13 protein-coding genes are annotated in these 10,865 nt (G+C 72.9%); 10 read left to right on the plus strand and 3 right to left on the minus strand.

Going from position 1 to position 10,865, the window contains the following annotated elements; all coding sequences use genetic code 11:
• Positions 1 to 165: 165 nt before the first annotated feature.
• The 8 genes from IE177_RS17290 to IE177_RS17325 all read left to right on the plus strand — a co-directional run bounded on the left by IE177_RS17290 (position 166) and on the right by IE177_RS17325 (position 8,326).
• On the plus strand, positions 166 to 1,251 hold the full coding sequence (locus IE177_RS17290) for a YihY/virulence factor BrkB family protein (protein ID WP_190016256.1): 1,086 nt from the start codon (positions 166 to 168) through the stop codon (positions 1,249 to 1,251).
• A gap of 146 nt (positions 1,252 to 1,397) precedes the next feature.
• On the plus strand, positions 1,398 to 1,826 hold the full coding sequence (locus IE177_RS17295) for a phage holin family protein (protein WP_229816085.1): 429 nt from the start codon (positions 1,398 to 1,400) through the stop codon (positions 1,824 to 1,826).
• Positions 1,823 to 2,305, plus strand: a complete 483-nt coding sequence (locus tag IE177_RS17300) for a DUF3618 domain-containing protein (RefSeq protein WP_190016257.1) — start codon at positions 1,823 to 1,825, stop codon at positions 2,303 to 2,305. The genes IE177_RS17295 and IE177_RS17300 overlap by 4 nt, the downstream gene beginning before the upstream one ends.
• A gap of 271 nt (positions 2,306 to 2,576) precedes the next feature.
• Positions 2,577 to 3,275, plus strand: coding sequence for a response regulator (locus tag IE177_RS17305; RefSeq protein WP_190016258.1), 699 nt, complete (start codon positions 2,577 to 2,579; stop codon positions 3,273 to 3,275).
• 91 nt (positions 3,276 to 3,366) lie between these two features.
• On the plus strand, positions 3,367 to 4,380 hold the full coding sequence (locus IE177_RS17310; RefSeq protein WP_190016259.1) for a 2-hydroxyacid dehydrogenase: 1,014 nt from the start codon (positions 3,367 to 3,369) through the stop codon (positions 4,378 to 4,380).
• Between the two features lie 89 nt (positions 4,381 to 4,469).
• Positions 4,470 to 5,468, plus strand: a complete 999-nt coding sequence (locus IE177_RS17315; protein WP_190016260.1) for an Acg family FMN-binding oxidoreductase — start codon at positions 4,470 to 4,472, stop codon at positions 5,466 to 5,468.
• 238 nt (positions 5,469 to 5,706) lie between these two features.
• On the plus strand, positions 5,707 to 6,912 hold the full coding sequence (locus tag IE177_RS17320; protein ID WP_190016261.1) for a globin domain-containing protein: 1,206 nt from the start codon (positions 5,707 to 5,709) through the stop codon (positions 6,910 to 6,912).
• 145 nt (positions 6,913 to 7,057) lie between these two features.
• Positions 7,058 to 8,326 (plus strand): PP2C family protein-serine/threonine phosphatase, encoded by a 1,269-nt coding sequence (locus tag IE177_RS17325; protein ID WP_190016262.1) that lies wholly within the window; start codon positions 7,058 to 7,060, stop codon positions 8,324 to 8,326.
• A 16-nt stretch (positions 8,327 to 8,342) separates the two neighbouring features.
• On the opposite strand, the gene IE177_RS17330 is transcribed toward IE177_RS17325, so the two are convergent.
• Both IE177_RS17330 and IE177_RS17335 read right to left on the minus strand, forming a co-directional pair.
• Positions 8,343 to 8,669, minus strand: coding sequence for a cupin domain-containing protein (locus tag IE177_RS17330; RefSeq protein ID WP_190016263.1), 327 nt, complete (start codon positions 8,667 to 8,669; stop codon positions 8,343 to 8,345).
• Between the two features lie 23 nt (positions 8,670 to 8,692).
• Positions 8,693 to 9,538 carry a class I SAM-dependent methyltransferase gene (locus IE177_RS17335; RefSeq protein WP_229816086.1) on the minus strand — a complete coding sequence of 282 codons (846 nt, stop codon included), beginning with the start codon at positions 9,536 to 9,538 and terminating at the stop codon, positions 8,693 to 8,695.
• 171 nt (positions 9,539 to 9,709) lie between these two features.
• Between IE177_RS17335 and IE177_RS35880 the strand changes: the two genes are divergently transcribed.
• Both IE177_RS35880 and IE177_RS35885 read left to right on the plus strand, forming a co-directional pair.
• Entirely contained in the window at positions 9,710 to 9,955 is a 246-nt protein-coding gene (locus tag IE177_RS35880) for a hypothetical protein (protein WP_444545621.1), read from the plus strand.
• On the plus strand, positions 9,952 to 10,299 hold the full coding sequence (locus IE177_RS35885; protein ID WP_444545622.1) for a hypothetical protein: 348 nt from the start codon (positions 9,952 to 9,954) through the stop codon (positions 10,297 to 10,299). Before IE177_RS35880 ends, IE177_RS35885 begins: the two co-directional genes overlap by 4 nt.
• A gap of 8 nt (positions 10,300 to 10,307) precedes the next feature.
• Here IE177_RS35885 and IE177_RS17345 read toward each other — a convergent pair whose 3' ends face one another.
• Positions 10,308 to 10,730, minus strand: coding sequence for a pyridoxamine 5'-phosphate oxidase family protein (locus IE177_RS17345; RefSeq protein WP_190016264.1), 423 nt, complete (start codon positions 10,728 to 10,730; stop codon positions 10,308 to 10,310).
• Positions 10,731 to 10,865: the final 135 nt, after the last annotated feature.

Raw genomic sequence — 10,865 nt, forward strand, 5'->3', positions numbered from 1 at the left:
CCTCGCCATGCCGGCGCCCGTCACCTGCGGCTCGTCCCCGGGCGTGGACAGCACACAGCCACTCGGTCACGGCGGTCCGGCCGGCGGGCCTCCCACGCCGCCTGATCGCCGGCGGCGGCCGGTGGCGGCCTGGTTGAGCAGGGTGAGCGGGGTTACCCGGAGAGCATGGCGAAGCTGCATCTTCCAGGACACAGGAACCAGCACGGTGGTGCTCCCCTTGCCCCTTCCGGACGGCCCGGCCACGCCGACGACGTGCCGCCACCGGAAAAGGCCGGGCCGGACCCGGCGGTGGAGGAGGCGGCGCCCGACTCCCCGACGAGACTGCCGAAGCAGGCCTGGAGCGCCGTGCTCAAGGGCAGTCTGAAGGAGTTCAAGGACGACGAGCTGACCGACCGGGCGGCGGCACTCACCTACTACGCCGTTCTCTCCCTCTTCCCGGCCCTGCTGGTGCTGGTGTCCCTGCTGGGGATGACGGGCAGGTCCACCACCGACAGGCTGCTGAGCAACCTCAGGCAGCTCGCTCCCGGTTCGGCACGGGACATCATCACCCGGGCCGTCGAGCAGTTGCAGGGCAGCGCCGGCACCGGCTCGATCATGGCGGTCGTCGGCATCGTGCTGGCCGTGTGGTCGGCGTCCGGATACGTGGCCGCGTTCATCCGTGCCGCCAACGCCGTGTACGACATGCCCGAAGGCCGCCCGGTGTGGAAGATCCTGCCCGTGCGCGTCGGAGTCACCGTGGTGCTGATGGTGCTGGCCGTGGCCAGCGCGCTGATCGTGGTGTTCACCGGCGGGCTGGCCCGCCGGGCCGGACAGGGGCTGGGGCTCGGCGACACGGCGCTGACCGTGTGGGCGATCGCCAAATGGCCGGTGCTCGTGCTGCTGGTCACGGTGATGATCGCGATCCTGTACTGGGCCACCCCGAACGCCAAGGTGAAGGGCTTCAGGTGGATCACCCCCGGCAGCTTCCTGGCCCTGCTGATCTGGCTGCTCGCCTCCGCCGGCTTCGCGTTCTACGTCGCCAACTTCGCCTCCTACAACAAGACGTACGGCACGATGGCCGGCGTCATCGTATTCCTCGTGTGGCTGTGGATCACCAACGTGGCGATCCTGCTGGGCCTGGAGTTCGACGCGGAGACCGTACGGCAGCGGGCCATCGCCGGCGGGCACCCGCCGCAGGCCGAGCCGTACACGCAGCCGCGCGACACCAGCACCTGGACCGAGGACGACGTACGACGGCTGCACGAGACCTGACCGCCGTGCCCGCGGGACGGGCGGCGGCAAGTCCGTGCCCTGAAGTGCTCCGTTCGGGGTACTCGCGCCCTCGCCGCCGGCCGGCGCCACCGCGCCGCCGGCCGAGGAACACAAGTGACGCAGTGACGTGACGGGAGGTGATCGCCGTGACGAGTACAGAGATCCATCGCGGAACAAGCCGGCACACGCCGAACTCCGAACCGGTGGGGGAGTTGGTGCAGCGGGCGTCGCAGCAGCTGACGGAGCTGGTGCGAGGAGAGTTCCGCCTGGCACAGGCGGAGATGAAGGAGAAGGGCAAACGGTACGGCAAGGGCGGAGGGCTGTTCGGCGGCGCCGGCGTCGTCGGGTTCCTGATGCTCCAGGCCCTGGTGGCCACCGTGATCGCCGCGCTCGCGATCCCGCTGCCGCTGTGGGCCGCGGCCCTCATCGTGACCGCGGTGCTCGGTGTGATCGCCGCGGTGATGGCGATGACCGGCAAGAAGCAGGTCGCCCGGGCCGCGCCGCCCACCCCGCAACGGACGATCGAGAACGTGAAGGCCGACATGGCCGAGATCAAGGAGAGTGCGCACCGATGACCCAGCCGCCCCACGACGAGCCCACCGCCTCCAGCCCCGAGGAACTGCGCAGGCAGGTCGAGGAGACCCGCCACGAGCTCGGCCGGACCGTCGGAGCGCTCGCGGCGCAGACCGATGTGAAGGCCCGCGCCCAGGAGAAGGCCACCGAGGTCAAGGACCAGGCGGCCGCCAAGGCGGGTGAGCTCAAGGAGCAGGCCTCGCTGAAGGCGGGGGAGGCCTGGGCGAAGGCCGCCGAGGCCGCGTCCCGGCTGCAGGACAAGCTCCCCGAACCCGTCAGGGAGAAGGCCGGACAGGCCGCCGGGCAGGCCCGCGCCAGGGCGGCCGAGGCGGGCAGGCTGTGGGAGGAGAGGGCACCGGAGCCGGTGCGGGCGAAGGCGGCTCAGGGCGCCCGGGTGGCCCGGGACAACCGCGGGTTGCTGCTGCTGGCCGCCGGAGCGGCCACCGTCCTGTGGCTGGCCTGCCACCGCAAGAAGGGCTGAGTCCGTCAAGCGCCCGGACTCCTGACGCGACCGCGGCGACACACCACGGCGATGCCCACGCGGGCAGCGGCGCCCCCGCCACCTGGCCACACGGGGCACCGCTGCCTGCGGGGCCGTCGGCCGGCCGTCCGGACGACGTCCGGACGGCCGCTCACGCCAGGGCCGATCGGCCCTGGTCTTCCGGTACCGGCGGGAGAAGGATTCGGGTACGGACACCGACCGGTCCCACGAGCGGACAGCGGCGCGACGCGTGACACAGAGGGAGTCATCGATGGCGGACGGCGAGCAGCCCGGTCCCGGCGGCCCGATCCGGGTCTTCCTGATGGACGACCACGAGGTGGTACGCCGTGGCGTGCGCGACCTGCTGAACGACGAGCCGGACATCGAGGTCATCGGTGAGGCCGGCACGGCGGAGCAGGCCCTGGTCCGCGTCCCCGCCCTGCGCCCGCACGTGGCGGTGCTCGACGTCCGCCTGCCCGACGGCGACGGCGTCTCCGTGTGCCGGGAGCTGCGCTCGCGGATGCCCGAACTGGCCTGCCTGATGCTGACCTCCTTCGACGACGAGGAGGCCCTCCTCGACTCGATCATGGCGGGCGCCTCGGGATACGTCCTGAAGCAGATCCAGGGCTCGGACCTGGTCTCCGCGGTACGCACGGTCGCAGCCGGCCAGTCGCTGCTCGACCCCAGCGCGACCACCAGGCTCATGGCGCGGCTGCGCGGCGGCCCGCAGCAGAAGGAGGCGGAGCCCGACGCCCTGCCCGGCCTGACCGACCGCGAGCGGGAGATCCTGGCCCTGATCGGCGAGGGCCTGACCAACCGGCAGATCGGACAGCGTCTGTACCTGGCCGAGAAGACGGTGAAGAACCACATCTCCCGCCTGCTGGCCAAGCTCGGCGTGGAGCGACGCATCCAGGCCGCGGTCATCGCCACCCAGATCCAGGACCGGCAGCGCCAGGAGCCGAGGGCCTGAGCCCCGACCGCCGTCGCCGCCGCCTTCGGCATGCCGGCGCCGGCTCACGGGAGACGGAGTTCGCCGATCCCGCAGAACGAGAGGAGAGCAGGTGGAGATCGTCGCGTACGGCGTCCTCGCGGACGAGGAGCCGTTGCTGCGGGAGGCGTTCGACAAGGCCTTCGACGGCCGTCACGAACTGCGGTGCCTGAGAATGTTCCTGGATCCGGACACCGTACCGACCGCGGTCGGCCACGAGGTCCTGGTCAGCAGCGTCAACGACACGCTGGACGCTCAGGTGCTGCGCTCGCTGGCCGAGGGCGGCACCCGCATGATCGCCCAGCGGTCCACCGGCTACAACAACATCGACCTGGCCGCCGCCCGGGAACTCGGACTGACGGTGGCGCGGGTCTCCTCCTACTCCCCCTACTCCGTGGCCGAGTTCGCCTGGACGCTGGCCCTGGCGGCCAACCGCCGGATCGTCCGGGCCGCGCACCGCACCCGGGAGTTCGACTTCCGGCTCGACGGACTGATGGGCCGGGACCTGCACGGCCGGACCGCCGGGGTGGTCGGCACCGGGAAGATCGGGGCCGCGTTCGCCCGGATCGCCCACGGGTTCGGGATGCGGCTGCTCGGCTGGGACGTCGCCGAGGACCCCGACTGCCTCGCCCTCGGCATGGAGTACGTACCGCGCGAGCAGCTGTTCGCCGAGGCGGACCTGATCAGCCTGCACGTACCGCTGCTGCCGGACACCCACCACCTCGTCGGCACCAAGGCCCTCGCCCTGATGAAGGACGACGCGATCCTGGTCAACTCCAGCCGCGGCGGCCTGGTGGACACCGACGCCCTGCTCGAGACGCTGCGCGCGGGACGGCTCGCCGGTGTCGGCCTCGACGTGTACGAGGAGGAGGCCGGGGTGTTCTTCCTGGACAAGTCGCTGGAGGTGATGGCCGACGAACGACTGGCGCGCCTGATGACCTTCAGCAACGTACTGGTCACCTCGCACCAGGCGTACTTCACCAAGGACGCCGTGGGCCAGATCATCGGGACCACGGTGGCCAACATCGGGGACTACTTCGCCGGCCGCGCCGGTGACAACACGCTGGTGCGTCCCGGTACGGCCTGAAACAGGCCGTACCGGGAGGCACCATAAGGGCGAGGGCGGTTGCTCCGGCTCTCCCGGGGTCACCGCCGCGTGGCGGCGAGGAGGATGCGATGGACACGCAGCAGCCGGACGCGAAAACGGTGGCCGGACTGGTCGCCGAGGCCGCGGCCGCCCCCTCCATGCACAACGCGCAGCCGTGGCGCTTCCGCTTCCTGGCCGGCAGGCGCGTCCTCCTGCTCTACGCCGACCTCGAGCGGGCCATGCCCCGCTCGGACCCCGGCAACCGTGCGCTGTACATCGGCTGCGGAGCGGCGCTGTTCAACGCGCGCGTAGCCGCCGCGCACGCCGGGCTCGCCCCCGGGGTCCGGCTGCTGCCCGACGCGGCGGAGCCGCTCCTGCTCGCCGCCGTCCACCTGCCCGGGACGCGGGAGGCCCCGCCGGACGAGGACGACCTGACGCGGCTGCATCCCGCGATCCGCGACCGGCATACCAGCCGTTACCCGTTCGAGGAGAAGGACATCCCGCAGGACGTACGCTCAACGTTGCGCGAAGCGGCCGGCCGGGAGGGTGCCGGCCTGCTGTTCCCCGGGCCCTGGCACGTGGAGACGGTGCTGGAACTGGTCCACGACGCGGAGAGCCGTGACGCCCTGGACCCCGAGGCCATGCAGGACCTGCACCGCTGGACCAGGTTCGGTCCGGAGGCGGACGTCGCCACCGACGGCGTCCCCGAGTACGCGTTCGGGCCGAGGCTGCGGGACGGCAGGGCCCCGCTGCGTGACTTCGCCGGCCGCCGTGCGGTCGCCGACCGGGGCTCGACCGCCTTCGAGAAGAACCCCCACCTGGCCATGCTGAGCACACCGGGCGACACCGCCGCCGACTGGCTGCGCGCGGGCCAGGCACTGGAACGCGTCCTGCTGGAGGCCACCCTCGCGGGGCTCGCCACCTCCCTGACCTCGCACGCCCTGGAGAGCCCGGACCTGCGCCTGCTGACCCGTGACCCGATGGCGGGCACGGGTCACGTCCAGATGGTGCTGCGCCTCGGCTACGGACCCCAGGGACCCGCCACGCCCCGCCGCCCCGTCCGGGACGTCCTCGACATCGTCCCCTAGCGCCCCCTGGGGCCCCGGCAGGCCTCGGTGGCCGCACGAGGGCCGGGGCAGCTCGCGGGCAGTGACGGGCCTCACACGCGGACCGGACCAACGGGCCCTGCCTTCAGGGCCTTCGGCCCTGTCGTCGGTGACGGCCCCACCGGCACGATCTGTGTGCCGGCTCCGCTTCGCACGACGGAGCCGGCTGAGACGGTCGGCACCGGTCGACCCCCACGTGCCCGCATTCCCGAGGAGAGCCATGCTTTCGCCCGAGTCGGCCGCCGTCGTCCGCGCCACCCTGCCCGCCGTCGGCGGAGCCCTGGACCAGATCACCGCGCGTTTCTACGGCACCATGTTCGCCGAGCAGCCCGAACTGCTGGACGGGCTCTTCAACCGTGGCAACCAGGCCAGCGGCGAACAGCGCAGGGCCCTGGCGGGCTCGATCGCGGCCTTCGCCCAGGCACTGCTGGCCGACCCCGACAGCCGGCCGGACGCGCTGCTGTCCCGGATCGCCCACAAGCACGCCGCGCTGGGCGTCACCGAGGACCAGTACACGATCGTCCACAAGTACCTCTTCCGGGCCATCGGCGACGTGCTGGGCGAGGCCGTCACCCCGGAGGTGGCCGCCGCCTGGGACGAGGTGTACTGGCTGATGGCGGGCGCCCTCATAGCCCAGGAGGCCCGGCTCTACCACGAGGCCCACGTCGACCCCCGGCACCCGTGGCGGCAGTGGACCGTCGTGGAGCGGCGGGAGGAGACCCCGGACGTGGTGTCCTTCCTGCTGCGACCGACCGACGGCGGCCCCCTGCCCGAGGCCCGCGCCGGTCAGTACGTCAGCGTCCGGGTGCCGCTGCCCGACGGCATCCACCAGACCCGCCAGTACACCCTGTCCAGCGCCCCCGGCGACCGGCTGCGGCGCATCACCGTCAAGCGGGTCGCGAGCGTCGCCGAGGCTCCCGAGGGGGAGGTGTCCAACCAGCTGCACCGCACCGTCCGGACCGGCGACGAGATCACCCTGTCGGCACCTTTCGGGGACGTGGTCCTCGACGACGCGGGCACCCCGCTCGTGCTGGTGTCCGCCGGCATCGGCTGCACCCCCATGGTCGCTATGCTCGAACACCTCGCCGCCACCGGCTCGTCCCGCCCGGTCCGCGTCCTGCACGCCGACCGCACCCCGGCCGACCACGCCCTGCGCGCCGAAACCACCCGGCTGGTGCGGCAACTGCCCGACGCACGGACCGAGTTCTGGTACGAGCAGGAAGCCGCCGGGGAACCGGGTTCGCGCACCGGCCTGATGGACCTCGACGGCATCGGCCTGCCCGCCGACGCCGACGTCTACCTGTGCGGCGCGCTGCCCTTCATGCGCTCCGTCCGCGCCCAGCTGCTCCGGGCCGGCATCCCCGCGCGCAGCATCCGCTACGAGGTCTTCGGCCCCGACCTGTGGCTGGCCCACGCCGAGAGCTGAGGGGCTCCCAGGCCGGTGACGACGGCCGGTGACGAGTGGCGGCCGGCGGCCTCGGCGGCCGGCCGCCCTCGCGCTGCCGAGGGAGCGCAGGCGGCCCAGGTCTCGTAGCTTGGGATCAGACCGTCATCGAGGGAAGTGCTCCGGGATGGCATCGCAAGTCGACCACGAGGCTTTGTTCGCCGCCACGCCGAGCCCCTACCTCGTGCTGGGGCCGGACCTGGTGATCGCGGACGTGAACCGCGCGTACCTGGAAGCCACCGGGCGGACCCGGCAGGACCTGCTCGGCAAGTACGTCTTCGACGCGTTCCCCGACAACCCCGCCGACCCCGACGCCGACGGAGTGCGCAACCTGGGCGCCTCACTGCACCGTGTGCTCACAGGCCGCAGACCGGACACGATGGCCCTGCAGAAGTACGACATCCCGGTCATGGGGGAACCCGGCGTGTTCGAGGAGCGGTGGTGGTCCCCGGTCAACACCCCCGTGCTGGGGCCGGACGGGACGGTGGCGTGGATCATCCACCGGGTCGAGGACGTGACGCCCTTCGTCCAGGCCCACCGCAGGCGGCGCCCGGGCATGGAGCGGCCGGACACGGGAGAGCGGCCGGACGAGCGGCTGGCGACCATGCACGCGCTGGAGGCCGAGCTGTACGCCAGAGCGGTCGAGCTGCAGCGCCTGAACGAGGACCTGCGTGAGGCGCACGCGAAGGAGCGCGAGGTCGCCGTCACGCTCCAGGAGGTCATGCTGAGGACCCCCGACCTCGCTCTCCACCGCGATGTCGCGGTCCGCTATCTGCCCGCCACCGGCTCACTGAACGTCTGCGGCGACTGGTACGACGTGGTCGACCTGTCGCCGGACTGCACCGCCGTCGGGGTCGGCGACGTCGTCGGTCACGGCCTCCAGGCCGCCGCTGTCATGGGTATGCTCCGCAGCGCGCTCAGCGCCGCCATCCGGGCCAACCCCCACCCGGCCCACGCCCTCGAGATCCTCGGCGTGTACGCGAGATCCATCGAGGAGGCGCAGGGCACCACCGCGGTCAAGGCGATGATCGACAGACGCAGCCGTCTGATCATCTACAGCAACGCCGGTCATCCACCGCCCGTGCTCGTCCGTTCCGGCGGTGGCTGCGTCTTCCTGGAACACGCCACCGACCCGCCACTGGCCGTACGCCCCCAACACGTGCCCCGCCCCCAGGCGAGTCTGGAGTACTCGCCCGGCGACGTCCTCGTGCTCTACACCGACGGTCTGATCGAACGCCGCGGCGAGGACATCGACAGGGGCCTGCGCCGCCTGACCGACGTGCTGACCGAGTGCCGCGCGCTCAGCCCGGAGCGCCTGGCAGACGAGCTGCTGGCGCGCCTCGGCGTCAGCGGCGGCGGTCGTGACGACATCGCCCTGATCGTCGTCCGGCTCTGACCCGCCGGCGCGGCGGTCAGGCCCCGGCCGCGTCGGGCAGCATGGTCAGCAGCATGACGCTGGGTTCGGTGGCCCGGACGGAGTGCGGCAGCCGGGCGGGCAGACGGATCCAGCTTCCCGGACGGGCCTCGGTCTTCTCCTCGCCGAGCACGAGGTCAAGCCGGCCCCGGATCACCTGGATGACCACGGGCAGCGCCGAGGTGTGCTCGGTCAGCTCCTGCCCGGCGGCGAAGGCGAAGCCGACCACGCGCAGCCGTTCGTCGCGGTACAGCACGCGGCTGTGGGTGCCGTCCTCGGGCAGGGGCAGCGCGGCGGACAGGTCGCCGATCACGGTGGCGGTCATGGCGGTGCGACTCCTTTCCGCGCTCACTGGGCGGATGCGGTGGGTACGGCGAGCAGGCTGATCGCGCCCAGGTGGTCGCGGTGGCGGTGGAAGACGGCGCGCAGGTGCATGACGCGGCGGCGGGCCGACGGGTCGCGCAGGGCCCGGCCGGCGACCCCTATCGCCCTGGCCGGCCCCTCGTCGGCGATGAACCGACGCGGTTCCAGCAGGGCCATCGGCGCCGTCCTGAGCGCGGTGACGGTGAAACCTCCCTCGGTGAGGAGCCCGCTCCAGCCGGTCGCGGTGAGCGGGCGCGCGCCCATGTGCAGGGCCTCGTGCAGGTCGGCGGTGATCCTTTCGGCCAGGGCCGGGGGGATGTCGTCGGGCCGTAGGCACAGCTCGTGGATGGCGTAGCGGCCGGACGAGCCGTCGAGCAGACGGCGCGCCTCCCGTACGATGCGCCGCTTGGCAGGGAGTGGCTGCATGCTGAGCATCGCCTCGCCGTACACGACGGTGGCGCTCGCGTCCGGCAGGCCGGTGCGGGCGGCGTCCGCCCGCACCGCGCGTATCTCGGTCGGCCCGGGCGCGACGAGGGAGCCCAGCCGCGCCACGGCGGCCGGTTCGCGGTCGACGGCGACGTAGGCGGCAGGGGTGCGGGCGAGCGTCAGCGGCGCGGTGGCCCCGAGGCCCGCGGCCAGCTCCACCACGCGGTCGTCCGGGCCGACGGCCAGGGCGTCGAGCATCCAGCGGGTCAGCTCCAGGCCGCCGGGACGCAGAACGCGCTTGCCCAGGCGGGCCAGGAGCCAGTGACCGGGCATGCGGGAGGCGTCGGTACCGGCGCCGGGTGCCGTCGTGTTGCCGGGCAGTGACTGGTCATGGTCTGTTCGCACCACGGGTGTCGCCTCGCTCTCCGCCTGCCCCTGCGGGGCCTGCTCGGAGCAAGCCTAATTTCGGTCCTTCCGGGACGGACGTGGCCGAAGGTCCTGGACCGAGGGGTCTCGCGGCCCGCTCACAGCGGGCCGCTCCAGTGGGACCAGAAGCGGACGAGGACCAGCACGGCGATGACGCCGTACCAGGACCGGCATGACCTCGGCCGCGTTACCGAGGGCGCGCGACTGCACCTGCCCGACATCGCCGGGACCCGGCGGCTGCTGCGTCTGACCGCCGTGGCCGAGGCCCGCAGCCACGGCAGCGCGGCGCGCACGTCGGAATCCCGCGCCTGGATCACCGCACCCTGGGCGGACCGGCCGTACGCATCCCGGTCACGGCGCTCGGCCCGCCGGACGCGGCGGGGCGGATGCCGGTGAGGGACTTCACCGGCCCCCTTCCCGCACTTCGCCTGCCCGCCCTCCGCTTCGAACGCCACGCCCAGGTCGCCCTGCTGTGGACCGCCCGCGACCGGCGGGAGGACCGGCTGCGCGCGGGCCAGGCCCTGCAGCGCGTGCTGCTGACCGCGACCCTGCACGGGGTGCGCACCTCGCTGCCGCACCAGGCGATGGAATGGCCCGGCCTCCGGGCCGCCGCCGGTCTCGCGCGGCACCGGTGCCACCCCCACGTGCTGATCCGCTTCGGCTACGGCCCGGACGGCAGGCGCACACCGCGCGCCCGGGTACGGGTCACGGGGCGGGACGAGCCGGCCCGGCACCGGTAGGAAGGCCGTCAGACCGGTTCGGGCGTGCCGCTGATCTCGCGGCCGGTGACCATGTCGGATTCGATGCGCACGAAGACCCCGTCGCGCGCGACTACCCAGGAGCGGGGGCCGCTCCGCGACAGCCGGTCGTGTTCGGCGGGGTCGGTCACGACGGTCGCCCGGCCGGTGACGACCACGCTCCAGCCGGAGCGGGACGCGGCGTCGAAGTCGTCGGCCTCGAAGGCCACCACGACACCGTCGATGGCACGGACGAGGACCGAGCTCGCCGACGTGCGCAGGAGCACGGAGGAATCCGTGTCCAGGGAGAAGTTGACCGGAAGGACCGCGGGCAGCGCCTGGCGGGTGTACACGACCCGGCCGACCGGCACCTTGGCCAGCAGACGCAGGCACTCCGGCCGGTCGAGGGTGTGAAAACCGTCGCTGTGGAACATTCGTCCATGCTCCCTCCCGTGACCCACGTGGTGTTAGGGCCGGACGGCCCCTGTCCCCGCCCCGCCCGCGTGTCCGCCCGCGTTCCGGCCGGGCCCTGCGGGCGACCCCGGGTCCGGGACCCCAGTCCGGACGGA

This window comes from Streptomyces lucensis JCM 4490, assembly GCF_014650035.1.
GTDB classification, from domain to species: domain Bacteria; phylum Actinomycetota; class Actinomycetes; order Streptomycetales; family Streptomycetaceae; genus Streptomyces; species Streptomyces lucensis.

What these genes read in the sequence shown, in the direction of transcription:
- IE177_RS17305 (WP_190016258.1), top strand. Translation starts at nt 2,577, where the DNA reads ATGGCGGACGGCGAGCAGCCCGGTCCCGGCGGCCCGATCCGGGTCTTC.
- IE177_RS17290 (WP_190016256.1), top strand. Translation starts at nt 166, where the DNA reads ATGGCGAAGCTGCATCTTCCAGGACACAGGAACCAGCACGGTGGTGCT.
- IE177_RS17320 (WP_190016261.1), top strand. Translation starts at nt 5,707, where the DNA reads ATGCTTTCGCCCGAGTCGGCCGCCGTCGTCCGCGCCACCCTGCCCGCC.
- IE177_RS35880 (WP_444545621.1), top strand. Translation starts at nt 9,710, where the DNA reads ATGACGCCGTACCAGGACCGGCATGACCTCGGCCGCGTTACCGAGGGC.
- IE177_RS17325 (WP_190016262.1), top strand. Translation starts at nt 7,058, where the DNA reads ATGGCATCGCAAGTCGACCACGAGGCTTTGTTCGCCGCCACGCCGAGC.
- IE177_RS17345 (WP_190016264.1), bottom strand. Translation starts at nt 10,730, where the DNA reads ATGTTCCACAGCGACGGTTTTCACACCCTCGACCGGCCGGAGTGCCTG.
- IE177_RS17315 (WP_190016260.1), top strand. Translation starts at nt 4,470, where the DNA reads ATGGACACGCAGCAGCCGGACGCGAAAACGGTGGCCGGACTGGTCGCC.
- IE177_RS17300 (WP_190016257.1), top strand. Translation starts at nt 1,823, where the DNA reads ATGACCCAGCCGCCCCACGACGAGCCCACCGCCTCCAGCCCCGAGGAA.
- IE177_RS17330 (WP_190016263.1), bottom strand. Translation starts at nt 8,669, where the DNA reads ATGACCGCCACCGTGATCGGCGACCTGTCCGCCGCGCTGCCCCTGCCC.